This is a genomic window from Kaistia sp. MMO-174 (genome assembly GCF_037147815.1).
In the GTDB taxonomy this organism is placed as follows: Bacteria; Pseudomonadota; Alphaproteobacteria; order Rhizobiales; family Kaistiaceae; genus Kaistia; species Kaistia nematophila.
This window is the reverse complement of sequence record NZ_JBBCUO010000001.1, coordinates 215,094-237,036: the sequence shown is the minus strand read 5'-3', so window position 1 is coordinate 237,036 and position 21,943 is coordinate 215,094. Positions and strand designations below refer to the sequence as shown.

Genomic DNA, 21,943 nt, shown 5'->3' with positions numbered 1-21,943 from the left:
TCCCGAGGATTGTCATCTGGCGAACCCTGACGCCGACCCGGCGCCTACCGGTTCTGCGCTTGCTCGAGGAAGAGAAAATGGCCCTGGAAAAGATCGCGGGCGTTCGCGCCGCAGCCCGTGACGTCGAACCGTTCGTCGCTGAGCTGTTCACCGCAGCCGGCGTGAACCGCGAGAGCGCCGAAGCCTGCGCCCGCGCCGTGGTCGACGCCTCGGCCCGCGCCTACGACACGCATGGCGTCCGCCTGATCCCGTTCTACATGCAGGGCCTCGCCGGCGGCCGCATCAACAAGACGCCCTCGCTCACCGTCACCGAAAAGGCGGCTTCCGCCGTCCACGTCGACGCCGATGACGGCCTCGGCCACTATGCCAGCTACCGCGCGATCGACGAGGCAGCCAAGCTTGCCGAGAAGACCGGCGTGGCGGTCGCGACCGTCGGCCGCTCGACCCATCACGGCGCCACCGGCGTCTACACGCGCTATGCCGCGACCAAGGGCTTCGTCGCCATCGGCATGACCCATGCCGACGCGATGGTGATCCCGCATGGCGGCGCCTCGGCCTTCTTCGGCACCAACCCGCTTTCCTTCGCCGTTCCGGTCGAGGGCGAGGATCCGATGGTGCTGGACATGGCCACCAGTTCGATCCCGTTCAACCGCGTCGGCCTGCGCCGCGCCACCGGCCAGCCGCTGCCGGAAGAGGTCGCGGTCGACGACAAGGGCGAGTTCACCACCGATGCCAACGCGGCGGTCTGGGTCGCCCCGGTCGGCGGCGCCGATTACGGCTACAAGGGCTCGGGCCTCGCCGGCATGGTCGACCTGCTCTGCTCGGCCTTCACCGGCATGGGCCATGGCAAGACGATGGCCTCGTTCAACGGCCCGGACTTCTCCAAGCCGATCCAGATCGGCCATTTCTTCATCGTGCTGTCGCCGGCCGTGTTCCAGGCGCTCTCCGCCTTCGACGCGCGCATCAGCGACTTCCTCGCCGACCTCCGCGCCCAGCCGGCCAAGCCCGGCCAGAAGGTCTATGCGCCGTCCGACATCGAGAAGGGCGAAGCCAAGAAGCGCGCTGTCGAAGGCATCCCGGTCGATAACGTCACCTGGGGCGCGCTCGAGGGCTTCGCCGCCCAGTATGGCGTGAAGGTGCCGGCCGCGACCGCCGACGCCGGCTGAGCTTCCGGTTGCCTGAATTGAAGAAGGGCGGCGATCGCGCGATCGCCGCCCTTCTTTTTTGTCCTGTTCCGGCCGGACTTTGCCCTATGGAGCTTCTGGCAAGCCCACGCTCTCCGTCATCCTTGCGAAAGCAAGGATCCATGCCGCCGCGCGCACCTCCCGATGTCCCGGCTGGATGGATCCCGGATCTCCGCTCCGCTGCGTCCGGGATGACGACGGAGGCGCTCAGGAAGCCCTGCGCACCTTGGCCGGCGTCACCAGGAACTCGCGATTGACGCAGTTGGTGAGGCGACCCTCGTTCAGATAGGTGAGGATGCACTCGACCGCCTTGCGCTGCATGTCCTTCATCGCCGCCGGGCTGTAGAAGGCGGCGTGCGGAGAAAGCACCAGGCGACCCTGGATCCAGGGCTCGTTGGCGGCCCAGGCGGCGATCAGCTTCTGGCTGCGATCGGCCGGCTCCTGCGGCAGCACGTCGAGACCGGCGCCGGCGACGCGCCCGTCCTTCATCGCGTCGTAAAGCGCGTCGATGTCGACGATCGGCCCGCGCGCCGTGTTGACCAGGACAAGGCCTGGCTTGGCCGCAGCGAGAGCGTCGGCGTTGATCATGCCAGTCGTCTCGGCGCTGCGCGGCGCGTGCAGGCTGAGCACGTCGCTGATGGACATTAGCTCCTTGAGGCTGTGCACCCGCTCATAGCCGGTCGACAGTTCGACGCCGTTGGAAAGATGCGGATCGTAGAAGACGACGCGCATGTCGAAGGCGGCGGCGCGACGGGCGGCGGCAAGGCCGATCCGGCCAAGGCCGACAATGCCGAAGGTGGCGCCACGCAGGCGGCGAACCAGCGGCGCCCGCGAAAAGCTCCAGCCATTGACGGGATCGCTGTTGAGCAGACGGTCATAGGTATCGGTGCCGCGCGTCAGCGCCAGCATCAGCGCGATGGCGTGATCCGCCACCTCCGTCGTGCCGTAGTCCGGCACGTTGCAGACGGGCACGCCGCGCGCGCCCCAGCCCTCGAGGTCGAGATTGTCGTAACCGACGCCCTCGCGCACGACGATCTTCACCTTCTCGAAGTCGTCGAGATCGGCCGGCAGCAGATGGGTGGCCGAGCAGTTGATCACGGCGTCGGCAGCGGCGCTGCGCGCCCGCGCCAAGCGATAGGCCGGGTCGGCAGGAATGGGATCGATGTCGAATTCCGCCTTCGAACCGAAGAGCTCGAGAAGCTCCGGATTCTCGGGCGGATACCAATTGGCCTTCAGAATGCGCATAGTGTTTCCTGCCGTTCCTCGCCACTTTCGTGCTGGCGCTATGCAGATTGTTAACAGTAGACTGTATCGATGAGCAAGAGCCCAATGACCCCACCCCTGCAGCGCCGCGAACGGCGCGTGCTGACCGACGACGTCGCGGACGCACTCCGCGAGGCGATCCTCAGCGGTCGCTTCAAGCGCGGCGAGCGCCTGATCGAGGACGAACTGGCGGAGAGCCTGAATGTCAGCCGCGGTCCGATCCGCCAGGCAATCTTCCGCCTGCAGCAGGAAGGGCTGGTGGTGCATGAGACGCATCGCGGCGCCACCGTGGCGCAGATCTCGCTGCATGACGCCAACGAGATCTACAGCCTGCGCAAAGCGCTGGAGAAACTCGCGGTCACGGAAGCCTGCACCCATGCGACGGAAAGCGACCTCGCGCCGCTCGAAGCAATTCTTCTGTTATTTCAATCAATTCCGCGCTCTACGATGACGCGCCGCCGGGTCGCGGAGCTCGATATCGACTTTCATGACGCACTGTTCCGCGCGGCCCATCACGCCCGCCTCTATCGCGCCTGGGAGGCGCTGCGCTCGCAGATCTTCGTCTTCCTGCTGCTTCGGGACGGCCTGCCGGAAGATTATCTCACCTCGTGGTACCACGCCCATGCCGGCCTGCTTCAGGTCGTGCGCAGCCGCGACGCGGCCGCGGCTCTTGCATGCATCGAAGAGCATCTCGACGCCGCCTATGGCCGCCTGAAAGAACATCTCTTGGCGACAGAGCCGACCCCGGCCGACTGACACAGGCATGGCGCCTCGCCTTGACAGCCCGCCCCCTCATGCTATCGTCTCATTGTTAACAATTAACAATGGCGGATAAAGCCGCCTTGCAGCGTGCGCGCGTCCCGCCGCATGCCGAGGGAGGAGAACGAGCATGACGAAGCTGTACAGGCCGTCTTCCACGCTGTCGGGCATCCGCCCGACGCGACGCCAGCTGCTGGCGGGCGCGGCCGCGATGGGCGGCGCGATCGCCACCACGCCCCTCATCAGCCGGCCGGCGCGCGCGGCGGACCGCACCAAGCTCAAGCTGATGAGCTGGGAGCAGTTCCAGCCGGGCGAGAAGGACGGCTGGAACGCCGTCATCGAGAAGTTCAACCAGTCGCAGAACAAGTACCAGGTCGAATGGACCGGCTGGCCCGCCAGCCAGTATGTGTCGAACGTCGTCATCCAGGCCCAGGCCGGCGGCATCGACGCGGACATCCTGATGGCGATGCCCGACCTCTCCGCCCAGGTGATCCGCAAGTTCCAGCTCGCCGAGCCGCTCGACGACGTCGTCAAGGCGCTCGGCATCACGCCCTCCGGCGGCCACGAATTCCTGCGCAAGGACGGCAAGCTCTACGGCCTCTCGGCCATCGATGTGAACTTCGCCCTCGTCTACAACAAGGCGCTGTTCGAGAAGGCTGGCGCAAAGCCGGCAACGACGCCGGAAGAGTGGATCGAGACGACGGCCAAGCTGACCAAGCGGCCCGACCAGTTCGGCATCGCGCTCACCAACGTCATCGCCGATTCCGGCGAGTGGTGGTTCCAGCTGCAGAATTTCTGCCTGCCCTTCGACGGCAAATGGGCGGAGGGCAAGACGCCGCTCGCCAATTCGCCCGAGGTGGTCAAGGGTCTCGAGCTCTGGAAGAGCCTCTACGAGGCCGGCGTGCCGCAGGGCACGGCGCAAAGCGCAATCATGAAGCTCGCCGCCGACGGACGCGTCGCCCAGGCCTTCGGCGTCAATCCGACCGTCGTCGTGCTGCGCGCCACCAACCCGGACATCTACCCGGACCTGCTTTCGGCCGCGCCGCCCTGGGCGAGCCGCCGCTCGCTCGACCGCATCCATCCGCTGATCGCGCTCAAGGGCAAGAATTCGGAAGGCGCCAAGGAGTTCATCCAGTTCGTCATGACGCCCGACGTCATGGCCGATCTGATGATCACCAACCTCTACGTCATGCCGCCCTACGACCTCGCCGCGAAATCGGAGAAGTTCCGCGCCTTCCTCGCCGACAAGCCGTGGGTGACCGGCTTCAACGAGGCCAAGCAGGTCTCTCCGATCGACGTGATGGGCGATTTCGCCTTCGCCGACGATCAGTTCGGCCGCATCATCATGCAGAACTTCCAGAGCGCGCTGCGCCCCGGCGGTTCGGTGAAGACGGCGATGGACGGCGCCCAGCGCCAGCTCGAAGCGCTGGCGACAAGGCTTTAGCCGCCATCCGGATGAAGGCCGAGGCCTCTTCACCTCTCCCTGAGGGAGAGGTCGATGGCCGAAGACCGGCGGGTGAGGGTTCTACGGCCTCTCCGGATGGTTCCTTACCCCCTCACCCGGAGCTTCGTTCCGACCCCTCCCTAAGGGAGAGGTAAAGAACTGTTCCGCCTCCCCCGTCATCTCCGCGCAAGCGGGGATCCATGCCGTCCCTCCCGTTCCTGGCGGGATGGATCCCGGGCCCGGCCCGGGATGACGGCGAGCGGACCGCACTTCGCCCCGGTATCGGGCGCGCATCGCATACAAGGACCGCGTATCGGCAATGGCTTCGGTGCTCACCCAGACGACGGATCGCCCAAGCCGGACCAAGCCCGCGCGACGCGCCGGCGTGGTCGGCAGCCGAGCCTTCCCCTATCTCCTGATCCTGCCGATGCTGGCGCTCGAAGGGGCGCTGGTGATCTATCCGATCATCCGCGGCGCCCTGTTCAGCCTCGATACGCCGGCCGGCCTCGGGCTCGACAATTACCGCTATATGCTCGTCGATCCCGACTTCTGGCGGATGATCCAGCACACGCTGGTCTTCACCTTTTCCGTCGTCGTCATCATCCTTGCGATCGGGCTCGCCCTGTCCCTGCTGATGAACTGGAGCTTTCGCGGCCGCGGCGTGGTGCGAAGCCTCCTGACCGTGCCCTGGGCCATTCCCGAGGTGCCCGTCGCCATCACCTTCGTGCTGATGCTCGATCCGAGCTTCGGCGTGTTCAACGCCTTCCTGCGGCTCGTTCCTGGCGTCACCGAGAACCCGCAATGGCTGCTCGACCCGACGCTCGCCATGCTGGTGGTGATCGGCGCGACGGTCTGGAAGGGCTTTCCGTTCTATTCGCTGGTGCTGCTCTCGGCGCTGCAGAACGTACCGGCCGAGCTTTATGAGGCGGCGAAGATCGACCGCGCCGGCCGCTTCGCCCAGTTCCGCTACATCACCCTTCCCGGCATTCGCGGCACCGTCGCGCTGCTCGCCGTGCTCGCCTTCATCTATTCGACGCAGCAATTCACGCTGATCTGGCTGATCACCGGCGGCGGCCCGGTCGACGCCACGACGACGCTGGCGCCGGCGATCTACATGCAGGCCTTCCGCTTCTATAATTTCAGCTATGCCGGCGCGATCGCCGTCGTCGGCTTCCTGATCTCGGCAATCGCGACGACCTGCTTCGTCGTCCTGCAGCGCCGGCTGGAGGGAGACGCATGAGAGCCTCCCGCCTCCCCTCGCTCGAGGATCTGCTGCGCGGCGCTGCGATCCTTCTCGTCTCGGCGATCATCTTCTTCCCGGTCTACTGGATGATCGTCTCGTCGATCCGGCCCTCGGCGGAATCGCTCTCCTTCCCGCCGCCGCTCCTGCCCGGCAGCATCGACATCTCCTCCTACTGGCAGCTCTTCACCGACAAGCCGATCGCCCGCTGGCTGATGCTCTCGACGCTGGTCGCCTCGTTGACGGTGATCGGCACGCTGATCCTGGTGATTCCAGGCGCCTATGCGCTGTCGCGGCTCTACTGGCCGGGCCGCTCGGCCTTCGGGTTGCTGCTGCTCTTCACCCAGATGATGCCGGCGGCCGTGGTCGTCGCGCCGGTGTTGGCGCTCTACCGGAATCTCGGCTGGACCGACAATCTCTGGGCGCTCGCGCTCCTCCACACCGCCTTCGTCGTGCCGCTCTGCGCCTGGGTGCTGAAGGCGTCGTTCGACGCCGTGCCGAAGGAGATCGTCGAGGCGGCGCTGATCGATGGCTGCGACCGCTGGAAGGTGCTGTGGCTGGTGGTGCTGCCGCTGACCCGGCCCGGCCTCGTCGCCGTCAGCGTCATCGCCTTCTTCGCCAGCTGGAACGAATATCTCTTCGCCTCGACGCTGATCACCCGCAACGAGCTCTACACCGCCTCGCTCGGCCTCGCGACGCTGATGACCCAGCTCGACACGCCGCTCTTCGTGCTGATGGCGGCGGGCGTCACATTCTCTGTGCTGCCGGTGCTCTTCTACATGGCGATCCAGCGCCACCTGCTGCGCGGCCTCACCGCCGGAGCGGTCAAGGGATAACGACAACCACGGCCTTCAGGGGGCATGCGATGAAGATCACGAAGATCGAGACGGTCTGGTTCGAGGCGCTGCCGCAGGCCGAATGGGCCAAGCTTAATCCGAAGGCACGGCAGGCGCTGCCCAACAATCTCTGGGTCCGCGTTCACACCGACAAGGGCCTGATCGGCCTCGGCGAGACCTACTATCTGCCCCGCGCGGTCGCCGCGATCGTCCACGACATCTTCGCGCCGCTGCTGATCGGCCGCGACGCGCGCGACATCGAGAACCACTGGTCGAACATGGCCGCGCTGGTGAATTTCTGCGGCGCCAACGGCGCCGAGATGCGGGCGATCTCGGCCATCGACGTGGCGCTCTGGGACCTCGCCGGCCAGAACGCGGGCGAGCCGATCTACACCATGCTCGGCGGTCGCAGCCGCGACCGCATCGAGGTCTACAACACCTGCGTCGGCTACGGGAAATACGACGACCTGAACGCCTGGCTGAAGGGACGCGCCGGCGAACTGGCGCAGAGCCTCGTCGACCAGGGCATCACGGCGATGAAGATCTGGCCGTTCGACCAGTTCGGCCCCACCCTCTCCGGCCCGGTCGACACGCGGAAGCCGATGGTGATCTGGGGCGCCGAGACCGCCGCCGGCCCGCTCGGCCACAACATCTCCAACGAAGACCTCGCGGCGGGGATAAAGATCGTCGCCGACATCCGCGCCGCCGTCGGCGACAGGATGGCGATCGCGATCGAGGGCCATGCGCGCTGGGACCTCCCCGCCTCGACGAAAATCGCCCGCGCCCTAGAACCTTATGACATCCTGTGGCTGGAAGAGATCATGCCGCCCGACAATGTCGAGAGCTATGTCCGGCTGAAGCAGGCGACCACCATCCCGATCTGCCAGAGCGAGCGCGTGTTCACGCGCTTCGGCTACCGGCCCTGGATCGAGCGCGGCGCCGCCGACATCATCATGCCCGACCTCTCCTGGGGCGGCGGCCTGACAGAGGGCCGCAAGATCGCCGCCATGGCCGACACCTACATGCTGCCTGTCACCTGCCACGACACCATCGGCCCGGTGGCGCTCTGGGCGGCGACGCATCTGATGCACCACATCCCGAATGGGCTGATCATGGAGACGGTGCGCGGCTATATCGACGGCTGGTACGACGACGTCGTCACCGACCGGATCGAAGTGCGCGACGGTCATCTGCACCTGCCCGACCGGCCGGGCCTCGGCACGAAGCTGCGCGAGGATCTGTTCACCCGCCCGGGCGCGCGGATCGAGACCACCACCGAGGAAAGCCTGAAGCGATGGTAGACACCCCTCGTTTCACCATCGCCTATACGGGCGATTATCTCGGCCCGGATGGCCAGCTCGCCATCCCCGACATCGCGCTCGACCGCTATGACGGCCATCCCGCGATCACCGTCGATTTCCTGCGCGATCAGTCGCCGAGCCCGGGCGACCCGACCTATCAGGACCGGCTCTACTCGCTTGAGATCACGCCCCGGCATGTCGCCAGCGCCGACGGCATCGTCATCTTCCGGCCCTGGGTGAAGGCGTCGGCCTTTGCCGAGGGCGCCGAGCGGCTGACGGTGATCGGCCGCGCCGGCGCCGGCATCGACAAGATCGACCTCGACGCCTGCACGCAGAATGACGTCGCCGTCTACAACGCGCCGGACACGCTGACCCACGCCACCGCCTCTTCCGCCTTCCTGCTGATGCTGGCGCTGGCGAAGCGGTTGCCGGAGCAGGAGCGCATGGTCCGCGACGGACGCTGGGACCTCCAGCCCGTCACCATGGGCCTCGACCTGCCGGGCAAGGTGCTCGGCATCGTCGGCCTCGGGGCCTCGGGCCGCGAGCTCGCCCGCCTCGCCGCGCCCTGGGGCATGGAGATCCTCGCCTTTTCGCCGCACGCCTCCGAGATCGAGGCGGCGCATCTCGGCGTCACCCTCGTCGACAGCCTCGACGAACTGTTCGCAGGCGCCGATTTCGTCTCGCTGCACAACCGCCTCGACGCCCATACGCGCGGGCTGGTCACGGCGGCGCATTTCCGCCGCATGAAGCCGACCGCCTATTTCGTCAATGTCGCGCGCGGCGAGATCGTCGACCAGGCGGCGCTCGTCACGGCGCTGCGCGATGGCTGGATCGCCGGCGCGGGACTCGACGTGTTCGAGCACGAGCCGCTGCCCAAGGACGATCCGCTCACCGCGCTTCCAAACGTCATCCTGACGCCGCACTGGCTGCCTTCGACCCGCGACGCCGCCCGGCTCACCATGACGCTGATCGCCGACGGCATGATCGGCGTGGCGGAGGGGCGTGTTCCCGCGACCATCGTCAATCCCGCCGTTCTCGAGCGCCCCGGCTTCCAGGCCAAGCTCGCCCGCTTCGCTCCATCCGCAGATCCCGCAGAACCGAGACCAACATGATCCGCAAGAACCGTCTGAAGGCCAATCTGAAAGCCGGCCAAAAATCCTTCGGCATGTGGCTGCAGAGCCCCGACCCGACCTTCGCCGAGATCACGGCGCTGACCGGCTTCGACTTCTTCATCCTCGATCTCGAGCACGGCACCGGCGACGTGCTGACGGCCGTCGACGTCATGCGAGCGGCCGCCTGCACGAATTCGACCGCGATGATCCGCGTGCCGTCCTCCGATCCGATCACGCTGCGCCGCATCGCCGATGCCGGCGCCGAGGCGCTGCTGGTGCCGATGGTCGAGACGGCGGAGGAGGCGAAGCGGATCGTCGACGCCTGCCGCTTCCCGCCGCTCGGCAAGCGCGGCAACGCCTGGGACATCACCCGCGCCGCCGGCTACGGCATCGCCAAGGACTACATGGAGCGCGTGCATGACGAACTGCTCATCGTCGTGCAGATCGAGACCGAGCTGGGGGTGAAGAACGCCCGCGCCATCGCCGATGTCGACGGCGTCGACGTGGTGTTCATCGGCCCGACCGACCTCTCCGGCAGCATCGGCATGCCCGGCCAGACCGGCGCGCCGGAAGTCGAGGCGCTGATTGCCGAGTGTATCGCCGCGGTCGAGCCGACCGGCAAGCCGCTGGCCACCGTGCCGCGCCGCGGCAAGACCTGGCAGCAGGCTTTCGACGACGGCTTCCTGTTCGTCGCCGCCGGCAGCGACCTCCATTATTTCCGCGTCGCCGCCGAGGCCCAGTTCCGCGACTGGCAGGCCTACGCCGCAAAGACAAGGGTGGCGGCGGAGTAGGTTTCGCCGCCAGATCCCGCTTCGCGGGCTTGCCTCTCGATTTCCGTCTACAGAGGCCAGCCCGCGAGACCTAGCCGCCGCCGTCATCCCTGCGAAAGCAGGGATCCAGGCCGGGCCTTCAGAGATATCTGTCGTCGAAAGGAAGCTGGATCCCTGCTTTCGCAGGGATGACGCCTCAGCGTGTCAGTCGGGTCAGCGCTTGAATTGCCGTGGTCGGCAAATCATCGCCCCCGACACACGCAGACAAGCGGCCATCCGCCACTCGAAATCCCGCCCGATCCTGATTGACACTTCAAATGGTAGCGTTACCATAAATGCAAATTGGGGAGGAGATCCAATTGGCCCTTGAGGGAAAACGTGCCGCCGTCACCGGCGCCGCGGCCGGGCTCGGCCGTGAACTCGCCGTCGAACTCGCGCGCCGCGGCGTCGCCGTGGCGCTGATCGACATCGACGCCAAGGGGCTCGAACAGACGCGTGCGCTCGTCGGCGACGCGGCGGCCGCGCCGCTCGTCATCGCCGCCGACCTGACCGCGCCGGACGCGCCGGACGCGATCATCGGCCAGGTCGAGCGCGAATGGGGCGGGCTCGACATCCTGATCAACAATGCGGGCTTCGGCCGCATCGAGCCCTTCCTAGAGATGAAGGCCGCTACCTGGCAGAAGACGCTCGCCGTCAACGTCACCGCCGTGGCGATGCTGACGATCGCCGCCGGCGAGCTGATGAAACGCCAGGGCGAAGGCCGGATCGTCAACCTGACCTCGCCGGCCTCGCGCATGGCGCTGCCGAACTACGCCGCCTATGCCGCCTCGAAAGCCGGCGTCGATTCCATCACCCGCGCGGCGGCGATCGCGCTCGCGCCCTTCGGCGTGCGCGTCAACAGCGTCGCCCCCGGCATGATGGACACCGAGATGCAGCGCTCGACCGAGGCCGATCTCGCCCGCATCGAGGGCCGTCCCGACGTGCAGGCCTTTCTCGACGAGCGCACCAGGCGCGTGCCGATCGGCCGCCGCGCCGAGATCGCCGAGGTCGCCGCCGCTGTGATCTGGCTCGCCCTCGACGCCCCCTCCTACATCACCGCCGAGCGCCTCAACGCCTCCGGCGGCCTCGACAGGGACTAGCCATGGCACTCGCCAACCACCCACCCGCAACGGCCGACATCGCCGCGTTGAGAGCGCGGGCGAAATCGATGCGCCGGCATGTGCTCACCATGGCGCGCGGGCCCGGCCAGGGCTATGTCGGCCAGGGGCTCGGCATCAGCGACGTGCTCGCCGCGCTCTATTTCCACGAGATGCGCTGGGACCCGGCAGACCTCAAGGCGGCCGACCGCGACCGCTTCCTGCTCTCGACCGGACACTATTCCATCGCGCTCTGGGCGACGCTGGCCGAGGCCGGCGTCATCCCGCTCGACGAACTCGTCACCTATGGCGCCGACGACAGCCGGCTGGAGATGTCGACGCTCGACACCACGCCGGGCGTCGAGATGATCGGCGGCTCACTCGGCCATGGCCTTGGCCAGGCGATCGGCATGGCGCTGGGGCTGCGACTGGGGAAGTCGCCGGCACGGATCTTCTGCGAACTCTCCGATGGCGAGATGCAGGAAGGCTCGACCTGGGAGGCGGCGATGGCCGCCGGCCATTTCTCCCTCGACAACCTCGTCGCCCTGATCGACTGCAACGGCATCCAGGCGGACGGGCCGGTCGTGCTCGACATGGAGCCCGTCGCCGACAAGTGGCGCGCCTTCGGTTTTGCCACGCAGGAAATCGACGGCAACGACATGGCGGCGGTGGTCGCGGCGCTGGAGAAGGCGCGCGCCACCGGCGGCAAGCCGCACGCGATCGTGCTGCGCACCCGGCCGGGCCAGGGTGTGCCCACGCTTGTGGCGCGTGAAAAAGCGCATTTCGTCCGAGTCGAACCGGACGAATGGGATGCGCTGATCGATGAACTGGAACGGACGGAGGCGGATCATGGCTGAGCGCGCTTTTACGCAGGCCATGGGACGCGACGAGGCGACGGGTGGCCGCGCCACGGTCGATGCGCCCTTCGGCCATGCGCTGGTCGAAATCGCCAAGTCTCGCGACGACATCGTCGGCCTGACTGCGGATCTCGGCAAATACACCGACATCCTGCCGTTCCGCGACGCCCATCCGGACCGCTTCTTCAATGTCGGCATGGCCGAGCAGAACCTCGTCGCCATCGCGGCCGGGCTGGCGCGCACCGGCCTCGTGCCGTTCGCGACCACCTATGGCGTCTTCGCCTCGCGCCGGGCGTTCGATTTCATCGCCATCGCCTGCGCCCATTCGAACCTGCCGGTGAAGATCGTCGCCGGCCTGCCGGGGCTGACAACCGGCTATGGCGGCACGCATCAGGCGATCGAGGATACCGGGCTGATGCGGCTGATCCCCGATCTGGTCGTCATCGACCCCTGCGACGCCACCGAGATCGCCGCCGCGACCCGGGCGGCGGCCGCCCATCCCGGCCCCGTCTACATGCGGCTCTTGCGCGGCAAGGTGCCGGTCGTGTTCGAGCCGGATGGCTTCGAATTCACGATCGGCAAGGCGCGGCTGGCGCGCAACGGCACGGATGTCGGCTTCGTCGCCACCGGCTTCATGACCGAGCGGGCGCTCGACGCGGCGGCGGCGCTGGAGAGACGCGGGATTTCCGCCGGCGTGCTGCATGTGCCGACGCTGAAACCCTTCGACGCCGAGGCGGTGATCCAGTTTGCGGGAAGCGTCGAGCATCTGGTGACGGCCGAGAACCACGTCGTCCGGGGTGGCCTCGCCTCGCTGGTGGCGGAAACCCTGTTCGACGCCGGCATGACCAGGCGACTGACACGTATCGGCCTGCCCGACCGCTATATCGAATGCGGCTCCGTGCCGACGCTGCAGAAGCGCTACGGGCTGATGATCGACGATCTGGTCGCCGCAGCCGCGGGGGAGAGAGCATGAAGATCACGGAGATCGAGACCTTCGCCGTCGGCGCCGGCTGGAAGAACTGGCTGTTCGTCCGCGTCCACACCGACGCCGGCATCACCGGTCTCGGCGAAGGCACGCTGAACGGCTTCATCCGCACCACCGAGGCCGCGATCCGCGAGCTCGAGCATTTCGTCATCGGCGCGGATCCGCGCCGCGTCACGGCGCTGGCCCGCAAGATGCTCGACAGCGTCTCGCTCGATGGCGGCCACATCCACCGCACGGCGATCGCCGCGATCGAGGTCGCCTGCTGGGACATTCTGGGCAAATCGCTCGGCGTGCCGGTGCACCAGCTGCTTGGCGGGCGAGTGCGCGACAGCGTGCTCGGCTACGCCAATGGCTGGTATCGCGCCGAGCGCACGCCGGAGGCCTTCCTCGAAGCGGCAAAGGCCGTGATCGCCAAGGGCTTCAAGGCGATGAAACTCGATCCGTTCGGCACGGCGCAGGGCTTCATCTCCGAGCCGGAGCTGGATCTGGCCCATGACATTCTCGCCGCGCTGCGCGAAGGCCTACCGGCGCACACGCTGCTCCTGATCGACGTGCATGCCCGCTTCACCGAGGCCGAGGCGATCCGCGCCGCCAACCGGCTGGCGCATCTCGACCTCTATTGGTGGGAGGAGCCGACGACCCGCGACCGGCAGGAGACCGTGCATGCGGTCGGACATGCGAGCCCGATCCGCGTCGCCACCGGCGAGATGTACGACACGGTCGGCCAGTTCTTCACGCTCGCCGAAGGTGGCGGCGTCAACATCTTCCAGCCCGAGCCGATGTCGCTCGGCGGCATCGGCAATTCGATGGCCGTCGCCCATCTTGCGCAGGCACATGGCAGCTACATCGCCCCGCACCAGAGCGGTGGCCCGGTCGCCACCGCCGTCTGCCTGCAGCTTGCCGCCTGCGTCGAAAATTTCCTGATCCAGGAGCACTTCGACGCCTTCAACGAGCCTTGGACGCGCGACCTCGTCAGTTGGCACCCGACCATTGATCCTTCGAACGGCCATCTGTCGCTGCCCGACGCGCCGGGCCTCGGCATCGAGCTCAACGACGAGGTGGCGAAGGCCCATCCCTACGATCCCAAGGCGTTCCTCACCATCCACGCCGAGGGCTGGGAGAAGCGGCTCGGCCAGCGCAAGGAAACGGGCGCGTAGGCCTGATCTGCACCTTGATATGATTATAATAGTATGTTCACACTGACGGCCAAGGCGCGCGCGGTCTGATCGACCGGAAGACGGGCCATCCAGAAGCTACCGAGAGGAAATGTCGGCGCGGCGACGCGCATCCGCGGACCTCGTCCGCGCATCAGGGAGGGAATCGATGCTCAAGGCTCGCTTGAAGACGGTCATCGCCGGCTGCGCCGCGATGGTCCTGTCCACGCTGCTTCTCGCCACGGCGCCGCGCGAGGCCGCCGCCGAGACGATCGACGACATCATCTCGCGCGGCAAGGTGGTAATCGCCATCGACACGACGACGCCGCCCTATGGCATGATCGACGAGCAGTTTCAGCCGGCCGGCTTCGACATCGAATTCGCCAAGAAGATCGGCGAAGGGCTCGGCGTGCCGGTCGAGTTCGTCACCGTCACCTCGCCCGGCCGCATCCCGGCGCTCCTGACCAACCGCGCCGACATGGTGGTGTCGATCTTCTCGATCACCGCGCCGCGCGCCCTGCAGGTCGCCTTCTCGATCCCCTATGCCGGACAATCGGCGGTGGTGATCGCGCCGAAATCGACCCCGATCAAGAGCGCGGCCGACCTCGTCGGCAAGAAGGTCGGGCTGACGCGCGGCACCGGCGAGGACGGATTGCTGACCGAGGCGGCCAAGGCCAATCCCGGCATCGAGATCCTGCGCTTCGACGATTATGCCTCGCTGCTGCAGGCCATGGTCTCGGGCCAGATCGACGCCATGGGCGGCGGCGACTATGGCGACATCTACCTGAAGAAGAGCGCCAAGGGCGACGACTTCGAGATGAAGTACATCCTGAAGACGTTCTATTTCGGCGTCGGCGTCCGGCGCGACAATCCCGACCTTCTGCGCTGGCTGAACACCTTCATCTTCACGCTGAAGCAGGACGGCACGCTGGAACAGCTGTCGCAGAAGTACCGCAACACCCCGCTGCCGCCGCTGCCGGTATTCTGAGTCTCTCCCGGGCGGGACCGTTCGCGGCTCCCGTCCGGATCTCCCGGCATGCGATCGGACGGCCCTCATGCAGAGCTACGTCTTCCAGTTCGGCCCGATCCTGATCCGCTCGGAGGAGTTGATCCACGGCGCCTGGCTGACCGTCTGGTTCGCCGCGACCTCGATGGTTCTCGGCCTCGCCATCGGACTGCTCGGCGCGGTGGCGCGCAGCTTCGGGCCGCGCTGGCTCTCCGCCGTGGTCGCCGCCTATGTCGAGCTGATCCGCAACACGCCGCTGCTGATCCAGCTCTATTTCGTCTTCTTCACCCTGCCCTTCCTGGGATTGAAGCTCTCCAGCAGCCAGGCGGCCATCCTGGCGCTGTCGATCCATCTCGGCGCCTATGCGACCGAGATCCTGCGCGCCGGCATCCAGTCGATCCCGGCCGGGCAGATCGAGGCGGCGAAGTCGCTCGGCCTCAGGCCGATCCAGATCATCCGCCGCGTCGTGCTGCTGCAGGCGCTGCGCGCCGTCTATCCCGCGCTCTGCGGCCAGTTCATCCTGCAATTGCTCGGCACCAGCATCATCTCGGCAATCGCTGCCGAGGAACTGACTGCGATCGCGAACAACATGGTGATGCAGACCTTTCGCTCCTTCGAGGTCTATATCGCCGTCGCCATCATCTACTTCGTCCTGGTGCAGGCGTTCGGCCTGCTTTTCCAGGGTTTCTCGCGCATCTTCTTCCGCTGGAAGATCTAGGGAGGGCCGGGCGATGAACCTGCGCGAATTCGGCTTCGGCGAATTCAGCTTCCTGCTGTTCTCGGCCCGCTGGACCATCCTGCTGTCGCTGATCGCCTTTGCCGGCGGCGGCGCGCTCGGCCTCGTCGTCGCGGCGCTTCGCATCAGCGCGAGGCGGCCGGTGCGGATGCTGGCGGCGGGCTATATCCGCTTCTTCCAGAGCACGCCGATCCTGATCCAATTGTTCATGGCCTATTACGGCACCGCCTTCATCGGCCTCAGCCCCGATCCCTGGACGGCGGCGGCGATCACCTTCTCGCTCAACGCGGCCGCCTTTTTCGGCGATATCTTCCGCGGCTCGATCGAGGCGATCCCGCGCGGCCAGTGGGAGGCGGCGAAGGCGCTCAGCCTGCGCCATCTGGCGACCCTGCGCCTCGTCATCCTGCCGCAGGCGCTGAAGCTGATGCTGCCGCCGACGGTCGGCTTCATGGTGCAGATCGTGAAGACCACCTCGGTCGCGTCGCTGATCGGCCTGACCGAGCTCGCCCGCACGGCGACGATGATCAACACCGTCACCTTCGAGCCGATGCTGGTGTTCGGTTCGGTGGCGCTGATCTACTTTGCGCTCTGCTGGCCTATGTCGCTGATCGCGCGCCGCCTCGAACGGCGGCTCGAAGTGGAAGGACGCGGCCGCGCGGCGCTCGCCTGAGCGCTCAGGCGCTCTCGCGCTCGACGATCTCGAATTCCATCGGAACGATGCGCGGCAGCTCCGGCTCCCCCTTCAACCGGCGCAGCATCTGCTCGACGGCGCGCCGCCCCATCTGGTAGCGCGGGATCCGGAGCGTGGTGAGGCGCGGATAGAGCTCGGCCGCAAGGTCCATGTCGCCATAGCCGGCGATCGCCATCCGCCCGGGTATCTTCCAGCCGCGCCGGTGGCACTCCTGCACGGCGCCGATGGCGAGCGTGTCCGACGAACAGAACAGCACATCCAGTTCCGGATCGCGGGCCGACAAGGCGACGAGCGCCGCGGCGCCGCCCTGCGCGGTGATCGGCACCTCGATCTCCAGGCCGCCGGGATAGACATGGCCGTGATCGACCAGCGCCTGGCGATAGCCGATGCGGCGCTGCTGCAGGCGGTCATTGCCGTGCACCGGCGTCGAGGCGAAGCCGATGCGGCGATAGCCCTTGCCGATCAGATGGCGGGTCATGGCATAGGCGGTGTCGAAATTCGAGACGCCGACCGCCATGTCGATCGGCTCGTGGCCGCGAATCTCGCTGATCTCGACCACGGCCACCTCGCCGACGGCGAGCAGGTGGCGGGCGGAATCCGAGGTGACGAAGGCCTGCAGGATCAGTCCGGCCGGCTGCCAGCCGAGCAGCGCGCGGATCGCCTTCTCCTCGGCCTCGGGATCGAAGGCGCCCTGGATCAGCAAAAGCTGGTAGCCCGCCTCGTGGCAGGCGTCCGACATGCCCTGAACCTGCTCGGCGATGCCGGAATTGATCAGCGGTGGCACCATGGTGCCCAGCATGCGGCGGCGGCTCGGCGTCGACGACATGGCCGAGGCGATCTGGTTGCGGATGAAGCCCTCGCGCTCGATCACCGCCAGCACGCGGGCGCGCGTATCGGGCGACACCTTGTCGGGATCGGCCAGCGCCCGCGAAACGGTCATCGGCGCGACGCCGGCCCGGCGGGCGATTTCCTTCATGCTGATGCGCGGCTTGCTGGGATTGCGCCTGCTGGAATCCGCCATCGAAACTCGCTCCCCTCGCCGGCCGCAGACTCGGCACAAGTTTCGATCTTAAAGCGTTTTACGGCGTTTCGGAATCGGATGACTTGGCAATGGCCGCGAGGGTCGGCGAGACGGCCATCGAGAGGTGTTGCCGCCTCCCGATATCCCTGGACCGTCGATGGCGGGCCCGGCCAGGGCCGGCCCCGCCATTCGATATCAGGCGTTGGCGAAGCTCTGGCGGAACAGCAGGTTGAGCTCGGCGATCAGCGCGGCGCCGGGCTCGCCGGCCTGGAGCGCGACATTGATGCGCTTCGACGCCGCGTCCTGGAACGCCATGTAGCCATTGTGGCGCGGACGCAGCCAGGCGCCCTCCAGCGTCGGCCGGGTGTTCTCGTAGAAGCCGTGCGTCGGGGCGTTGACCTCCGGGGCCTCCCAGGCCGTGGCATGGCCGGGCTGGCCGCCATTCGACGCATAGGGACCGCGCTGCACGTCGGCGCTGGCGAGCCAGTAGGCGAGATCGATCGCGGCGTCACGGTTCTGCGAATAGGCGGAGACGGCGATGCCGGTGCCGCCGAGCGCCGAGCCGACCGGGCCGTTCGCACCCAGCACCGGCATGTCGGCGAAGGCGAGCCGATTGGGACGGAAGCCGTCGGTCGCGTAGCTGACATAGCCATAGAGCAGCGGCGCCACGGCGATTTCAGAGCCTTCCGCCGCCAGCTTCTCGAACACCTGGATCGGATCGCTGTCGAAATCGGCCATGCCGTTGGCGGCAAGGCTCTGCAACAGCTCGTAGACGCGGACGCCGGTCGCCGGGTCGATCAGGTCGCCCTCGCCGCTGACGTCGCAGGGATGGCCGAGATTGGCGGCGAGCGAATAGAAGCTCATCAGCGAGTGCGGCGCGCGGAAGGGCACCAGCACCTTGCCGGCGCCGAGCGCCAGGACCTCGTCCCAGGTCGTCGGCGGCGTGTCGATCAGGTCGGGGCGATAGGCGAGCACCGGCGTCGCGGCATCGATCGGGAAGGCCCACTGATGGCCCTGCCAGGTGTAGCTGCGATAGGACGCGCCGACGGAACCGGCGGCGAGCGCCTCGCGCTCGGCCTCGCGGCCGGCGACGTCGAGCGGCGCCAGGCAGCCTTCCTTGGTGATCTGGCCGACATGCGGATGATCGATGACGATCAGGTCATAGGCGCGCGCCAGCTCCTCGACCGGGAAGCTCTCGAAATCCTGCAGCGAGCGCTTGGCCCATTCGACCTGGACGCCCGTTTCCTTCAGATACAGCTCGGCGCAGGCGACGACCGGGTCGTAGCCGCGCGGATGGCTCCAGGTCATGCCCTTGAGCGTGATCGGCTTGGTCATATCTCTTCCCCCTCGAACCGGATCGGCGGCGTGGCGCGGGATCCCGGCTGGCATTGAAATGGCGGCCGGCGAACCGGCCCGTCTTCCTCAAATTCCTGCGACGGCCTGCGATCCCTCAGGCTCGGAAGGCCGCCAATCTCCCGTCACAGGCCGAATTCGGCCCGGATGTCCTCGGTGTGCTCGCCGATGCGCGGCGCGGCGCGCGACAGCGGCGGGCGCTTGCCGTCGACGCGGATCGGCGAGCGCGTGGTGACGACGCGGACATTGTCGGCGCGCTCGACCGTCTGCAGCATGTCGAGCGAGGTGAAGCCCTCGCTCTGCAGCAGTTCCGGCCACTCCAAGACCTTGGCGCACCAGATGTCGGCCGGCTCCAGGATCGACAGCCAATGCTCGGTCGTTTCGGTGGCGAGGCGGTTGGCGATCAGCCGCTTGATCGCATCGCGTTCCGAGAACCAGCTCTTCGGCGTGTCGCGATAGAGATCGAGTTCCGGCATCTCGAGCAGGTCGGCGAGCTTGGGGATCGGCGTCATGGCGACGGCGAGGAAGCCGTTCTGGGTCGGATAGATGCCGTAGGGCGCCGAAAGATAGGCATGGGCGCTGCGGAAGCTGGCGCGGGTCGGCTTGCGGCCGCCGTCATTCAGGTGCGTCGTCAGCACCTCGAACTGGAAGTCGACCAGCGCCTCGATCAGGCTGGTCTCGACATGCGAGCCCTGGCCGGAAATGCCGCGCCGGACCAGCGCCGCCAGGATGCCCTGGCACAGCGCGGCGCCCGCCAGCATGTCGGCGATGGCGAGACCGAACGGCACGGGCCCCTGCCCTTCGTCGCCGTTCAGCCAGGTGACGCCGGAACGCGCCTGCGCCAGCAGGTCCTGGCCGGGGCGGGTCACCCACGGACCCTCGTCGCCATAGCCGGTGATCGAGCCATAGACGACGTCGGGATTGATCTCCTTGATCGTCTCGTAGCCGAGGCCGAGGCGGTTGATCACGCCGGGGCGGAAATTCTGCATGACGACGTCGGCCTTCGCGAGCAGCTTCTTCAGGCTCTCCAGCTCGACCGGGTTCTTCATGTCGACGGCATAGCTCTCCTTGTTGCGGTTGATCGCATGGAAGAGCGTGGAGTCGCCGCCGATCTCGGTGTCGGTCAGATACAGGCGACGGCAGAGATCGCCGCCGTCCGGGCGCTCGATCTTGATGACGCGGGCGCCGAGATCGAGCAGCCGCAGCGCGCAATAGGGACCGGACAGGAACTGGCTGAGATCGACGACGAGCAGGCCGTCGAGCGGCAAATCGGACTTGGACATTCTTGGCCTATTTCTTCTCGACCTGATCGGCGAAGGCGGTTGCGTCACGGTAGCGAACGGTCTGCAGATGCTCGCAATAGAGCACCAGCTCGCCCTCGCCCTTGAACACTTCATAGGAAGCGCGGATCAGGCCCATTTCCTGGTATTTCGGGCGCTTATCCAGATTGGTGCGGATCGTGTAGATCGTGTCGCCGATGAACACCGGCTTGATGAAGCGGAGCTTGTCGTAGCCATAGGAAAAGGCGTTGACGCAGTTCGTCGCGACGAGGCCGAGGCCGGCCGAGAAGACGAAGGCGCCGGCGACCAGCCGGCGGCCGAACACGCCCTCGGTCTCGGCGAACATCTGGTCCTGGACGTAGGGATGGATGTCCGTGACCAGCGTGTTGAAGAGATGCGACTCGCCCTCGCCGATCGTGCGGCGCAGCGAGCGGATCTTCTGGCCTACCGGCCAATCCTCATAGAGCCAGTTCTCCGCATTCCAGACCGGAAGGTCGGCGTGATCCTTCGGCATGTCCTTGGGATGCGTCGAACTCACGCCGACGGTCGGCGCGAATTCCTCTGATGTCATAGTCGTCTCCGTCCCTCAGTCACTTCATATATCAATCGATCGCTCATCTGCAAATAAAGTTTCCGCCCGCAGATGGATTGATTGATTTGATCGCGCGCCGCCCTATCCGGGCTGCTGCGGCACCGGCGTTGCCGGCTCGGCAGCCGAGCGGAACGCCGCCTCGACCAGCGCCATAGTGTGCCAGGCATCCTCGACCGAGGTGACGAGGCTGTCGTCCTCGCCGGCCGAGAAGCGCTGCAGGTTCGACATCACGCCGGCGAAGGCATTCGGGAACCAGCCGCCGGCGAGCGGCACCTGCCGCCAGTCGGCGTCGGCTCCGCGCGCGGCCGTGATCCAGAGTTCGTCCGGCTCCCCCGCCGGATAGTTCAGGAGCAGGCCGAGCTTGACCGACGCCGCGCCCTGGTCGCCCTCGAAGCGGAAGGTCGCGTCCTGGAACTTCCGGCCGAAATCATGGTCGTGGTTGACCGACAGCGTGCAGCGGACATCGGGACCGAAATCGAGCATGGCCGAGGTGCGCGTCTGCGCCAGTTCGTTGCCGGGATGGCCGAGCGTGCGCGCATGGATGCCGGTCGGATTGCCGAGCATGCCGCGGATCAGGTCGAGGTAGTGGATCGAGTGCACGGCGATCTCGACGCGCGACATCCCCTTCAGGAACGGGAACAGGTGCCAGGGCGTGACGAGGTTCAGATGCATCTCGACATCGACCAGCCGGCCGAGCAGGCCGCGCTGCAGCGCGTCGCGCACCGCCAGCATCATCGGCGAGAAGCGGAGCTGGAAATTGACCGCGGCCTTGAACTGGCGCTCGCGGCAGAGATTGAGGATCGCCGTCGCCTCGTCGAGGTCGCGTCCCATCGGCTTCTGGATCAGGACCGTCGCGCCCTTGGGCAGGCGGCGCATGATCTCGAGATGCGCCGCCGGCGGCGTGGCGAGATCGAAGATCGCGTCGCGCGCCGCCACCGCCTCGTCGAGCGTGCGGAAGAACGGCACGCCCCACTGCTCGGCCAGCGCCTTGGCACGGCCGACGTCGCGATCGAAGATGCCGGCGACGGGAAAGCCCGCCAGCGCATAGGCCGGCAGATGGGCGTCATTGACGATGCCACCGGCACCGATGATCACGATGGGCCGGGGCGCCGTCGGCAGCGGCCAGGCCTGAACGAGCGATGCGGGGTCGAACGACGTCATGGATGGATCCTCGATTGGCGCGGCGGCGCGCCGTTCTGTCCCCCTCCCGCTGGCGGGAGAGG

The 21,943-nt window shown here is 67.1% G+C and carries 21 protein-coding genes; 15 read left to right on the top strand and 6 right to left on the bottom strand.

The window, feature by feature from the left end; translation table 11 throughout:
* The first annotated feature begins 77 nt into the window (after positions 1-77).
* Positions 78-1,166 (top strand): Ldh family oxidoreductase, encoded by a 1,089-nt coding sequence (locus WFK98_RS00950; RefSeq protein ID WP_266340848.1) that lies wholly within the window; start codon positions 78-80, stop codon positions 1,164-1,166.
* Between the two features lie 225 nt (positions 1,167-1,391).
* On the opposite strand, the gene WFK98_RS00945 is transcribed toward WFK98_RS00950, so the two are convergent.
* Positions 1,392-2,429 (bottom strand): C-terminal binding protein, encoded by a 1,038-nt coding sequence (locus WFK98_RS00945; RefSeq protein ID WP_336798971.1) that lies wholly within the window; start codon positions 2,427-2,429, stop codon positions 1,392-1,394.
* Positions 2,430-2,513: 84 nt separating this feature from the next.
* Here WFK98_RS00945 and WFK98_RS00940 point away from each other — a divergent pair, with 84 nt between their 5' ends.
* The 14 genes from WFK98_RS00940 (at position 2,514) to WFK98_RS00875 (ending at position 16,453) form a co-directional block, all read left to right on the top strand.
* Positions 2,514-3,203, top strand: coding sequence for a GntR family transcriptional regulator (locus tag WFK98_RS00940; protein WP_266340565.1), 690 nt, complete (start codon positions 2,514-2,516; stop codon positions 3,201-3,203).
* Between the two features lie 133 nt (positions 3,204-3,336).
* On the top strand, positions 3,337-4,650 hold the full coding sequence (locus WFK98_RS00935; RefSeq protein ID WP_336798970.1) for an ABC transporter substrate-binding protein: 1,314 nt from the start codon (positions 3,337-3,339) through the stop codon (positions 4,648-4,650).
* Positions 4,651-4,969: 319 nt separating this feature from the next.
* Positions 4,970-5,890, top strand: a complete 921-nt coding sequence (locus WFK98_RS00930) for a carbohydrate ABC transporter permease (RefSeq protein WP_266340567.1) — start codon at positions 4,970-4,972, stop codon at positions 5,888-5,890.
* Positions 5,887-6,726, top strand: a complete 840-nt coding sequence (locus tag WFK98_RS00925) for a carbohydrate ABC transporter permease (protein ID WP_336798969.1) — start codon at positions 5,887-5,889, stop codon at positions 6,724-6,726. The genes WFK98_RS00930 and WFK98_RS00925 overlap by 4 nt, the downstream gene beginning before the upstream one ends.
* A 29-nt stretch (positions 6,727-6,755) precedes the next feature.
* A complete protein-coding gene (locus WFK98_RS00920; protein WP_336798968.1) occupies positions 6,756-8,027 on the top strand; it encodes a mandelate racemase/muconate lactonizing enzyme family protein in 1,272 nt (423 codons plus the stop codon).
* The gene (locus WFK98_RS00915; protein ID WP_336798967.1) at positions 8,021-9,139 is read left to right on the top strand and encodes an NAD(P)-dependent oxidoreductase; all 1,119 of its coding nucleotides are present in this window, start codon (positions 8,021-8,023) and stop codon (positions 9,137-9,139) included. The genes WFK98_RS00920 and WFK98_RS00915 overlap by 7 nt, the downstream gene beginning before the upstream one ends.
* Positions 9,136-9,930 (top strand): HpcH/HpaI aldolase family protein, encoded by a 795-nt coding sequence (locus tag WFK98_RS00910; protein ID WP_336798966.1) that lies wholly within the window; start codon positions 9,136-9,138, stop codon positions 9,928-9,930. Before WFK98_RS00915 ends, WFK98_RS00910 begins: the two co-directional genes overlap by 4 nt.
* A gap of 338 nt (positions 9,931-10,268) precedes the next feature.
* The gene (locus tag WFK98_RS00905) at positions 10,269-11,048 is read left to right on the top strand and encodes an SDR family NAD(P)-dependent oxidoreductase (protein WP_336798965.1); all 780 of its coding nucleotides are present in this window, start codon (positions 10,269-10,271) and stop codon (positions 11,046-11,048) included.
* Positions 11,049-11,050: 2 nt separating this feature from the next.
* Entirely contained in the window at positions 11,051-11,902 is an 852-nt protein-coding gene (locus WFK98_RS00900; protein WP_336798964.1) for a transketolase, read from the top strand.
* Complete coding sequence (locus tag WFK98_RS00895) at positions 11,895-12,875, top strand: transketolase family protein (RefSeq protein WP_336798963.1); 981 nt, start codon at positions 11,895-11,897, stop codon at positions 12,873-12,875. Before WFK98_RS00900 ends, WFK98_RS00895 begins: the two co-directional genes overlap by 8 nt.
* Positions 12,872-14,044: a mandelate racemase/muconate lactonizing enzyme family protein gene (locus WFK98_RS00890; RefSeq protein WP_336798962.1), complete on the top strand. Its 1,173-nt coding sequence runs from the start codon at positions 12,872-12,874 to the stop codon at positions 14,042-14,044. The genes WFK98_RS00895 and WFK98_RS00890 overlap by 4 nt, the downstream gene beginning before the upstream one ends.
* A 166-nt stretch (positions 14,045-14,210) precedes the next feature.
* Positions 14,211-15,029, top strand: coding sequence for a transporter substrate-binding domain-containing protein (locus tag WFK98_RS00885; RefSeq protein ID WP_266340576.1), 819 nt, complete (start codon positions 14,211-14,213; stop codon positions 15,027-15,029).
* A gap of 67 nt (positions 15,030-15,096) precedes the next feature.
* Positions 15,097-15,765 (top strand): amino acid ABC transporter permease, encoded by a 669-nt coding sequence (locus tag WFK98_RS00880; protein ID WP_336798961.1) that lies wholly within the window; start codon positions 15,097-15,099, stop codon positions 15,763-15,765.
* Between the two features lie 13 nt (positions 15,766-15,778).
* Entirely contained in the window at positions 15,779-16,453 is a 675-nt protein-coding gene (locus tag WFK98_RS00875) for an amino acid ABC transporter permease (RefSeq protein ID WP_266340578.1), read from the top strand.
* Positions 16,454-16,457: 4 nt separating this feature from the next.
* On the opposite strand, the gene WFK98_RS00870 is transcribed toward WFK98_RS00875, so the two are convergent.
* The 5 genes from WFK98_RS00870 to WFK98_RS00850 all read right to left on the bottom strand — a co-directional run bounded on the left by WFK98_RS00870 (position 16,458) and on the right by WFK98_RS00850 (position 21,881).
* Positions 16,458-17,495, bottom strand: coding sequence for a substrate-binding domain-containing protein (locus WFK98_RS00870; RefSeq protein WP_336798960.1), 1,038 nt, complete (start codon positions 17,493-17,495; stop codon positions 16,458-16,460).
* Between the two features lie 195 nt (positions 17,496-17,690).
* A complete protein-coding gene (locus tag WFK98_RS00865; RefSeq protein ID WP_336798959.1) occupies positions 17,691-18,830 on the bottom strand; it encodes an extracellular solute-binding protein in 1,140 nt (379 codons plus the stop codon).
* A gap of 143 nt (positions 18,831-18,973) precedes the next feature.
* The gene (locus tag WFK98_RS00860) at positions 18,974-20,131 is read right to left on the bottom strand and encodes a CaiB/BaiF CoA transferase family protein (protein WP_336798958.1); all 1,158 of its coding nucleotides are present in this window, start codon (positions 20,129-20,131) and stop codon (positions 18,974-18,976) included.
* A 7-nt stretch (positions 20,132-20,138) separates the two neighbouring features.
* Positions 20,139-20,699 (bottom strand): MaoC family dehydratase, encoded by a 561-nt coding sequence (locus WFK98_RS00855; RefSeq protein WP_266340582.1) that lies wholly within the window; start codon positions 20,697-20,699, stop codon positions 20,139-20,141.
* Positions 20,700-20,801: 102 nt separating this feature from the next.
* The gene (locus WFK98_RS00850; RefSeq protein ID WP_336798957.1) at positions 20,802-21,881 is read right to left on the bottom strand and encodes a Gfo/Idh/MocA family protein; all 1,080 of its coding nucleotides are present in this window, start codon (positions 21,879-21,881) and stop codon (positions 20,802-20,804) included.
* Positions 21,882-21,943: the final 62 nt, after the last annotated feature.

Coding starts and splice junctions, on each gene's coding strand:
- WFK98_RS00950 (WP_266340848.1), top strand. CDS start 78: ATGGCCCTGGAAAAGATCGCGGGCGTTCGCGCCGCAGCCCGTGACGTC.
- WFK98_RS00945 (WP_336798971.1), bottom strand. CDS start 2,429: ATGCGCATTCTGAAGGCCAATTGGTATCCGCCCGAGAATCCGGAGCTT.
- WFK98_RS00940 (WP_266340565.1), top strand. CDS start 2,514: ATGACCCCACCCCTGCAGCGCCGCGAACGGCGCGTGCTGACCGACGAC.
- WFK98_RS00935 (WP_336798970.1), top strand. CDS start 3,337: ATGACGAAGCTGTACAGGCCGTCTTCCACGCTGTCGGGCATCCGCCCG.
- WFK98_RS00930 (WP_266340567.1), top strand. CDS start 4,970: ATGGCTTCGGTGCTCACCCAGACGACGGATCGCCCAAGCCGGACCAAG.
- WFK98_RS00925 (WP_336798969.1), top strand. CDS start 5,887: ATGAGAGCCTCCCGCCTCCCCTCGCTCGAGGATCTGCTGCGCGGCGCT.
- WFK98_RS00920 (WP_336798968.1), top strand. CDS start 6,756: ATGAAGATCACGAAGATCGAGACGGTCTGGTTCGAGGCGCTGCCGCAG.
- WFK98_RS00915 (WP_336798967.1), top strand. CDS start 8,021: ATGGTAGACACCCCTCGTTTCACCATCGCCTATACGGGCGATTATCTC.
- WFK98_RS00910 (WP_336798966.1), top strand. CDS start 9,136: ATGATCCGCAAGAACCGTCTGAAGGCCAATCTGAAAGCCGGCCAAAAA.
- WFK98_RS00900 (WP_336798964.1), top strand. CDS start 11,051: ATGGCACTCGCCAACCACCCACCCGCAACGGCCGACATCGCCGCGTTG.
- WFK98_RS00895 (WP_336798963.1), top strand. CDS start 11,895: ATGGCTGAGCGCGCTTTTACGCAGGCCATGGGACGCGACGAGGCGACG.
- WFK98_RS00890 (WP_336798962.1), top strand. CDS start 12,872: ATGAAGATCACGGAGATCGAGACCTTCGCCGTCGGCGCCGGCTGGAAG.
- WFK98_RS00885 (WP_266340576.1), top strand. CDS start 14,211: ATGCTCAAGGCTCGCTTGAAGACGGTCATCGCCGGCTGCGCCGCGATG.
- WFK98_RS00880 (WP_336798961.1), top strand. CDS start 15,097: ATGCAGAGCTACGTCTTCCAGTTCGGCCCGATCCTGATCCGCTCGGAG.
- WFK98_RS00875 (WP_266340578.1), top strand. CDS start 15,779: ATGAACCTGCGCGAATTCGGCTTCGGCGAATTCAGCTTCCTGCTGTTC.
- WFK98_RS00870 (WP_336798960.1), bottom strand. CDS start 17,495: ATGGCGGATTCCAGCAGGCGCAATCCCAGCAAGCCGCGCATCAGCATG.
- WFK98_RS00865 (WP_336798959.1), bottom strand. CDS start 18,830: ATGACCAAGCCGATCACGCTCAAGGGCATGACCTGGAGCCATCCGCGC.
- WFK98_RS00860 (WP_336798958.1), bottom strand. CDS start 20,131: ATGTCCAAGTCCGATTTGCCGCTCGACGGCCTGCTCGTCGTCGATCTC.
- WFK98_RS00855 (WP_266340582.1), bottom strand. CDS start 20,699: ATGACATCAGAGGAATTCGCGCCGACCGTCGGCGTGAGTTCGACGCAT.
- WFK98_RS00850 (WP_336798957.1), bottom strand. CDS start 21,881: ATGACGTCGTTCGACCCCGCATCGCTCGTTCAGGCCTGGCCGCTGCCG.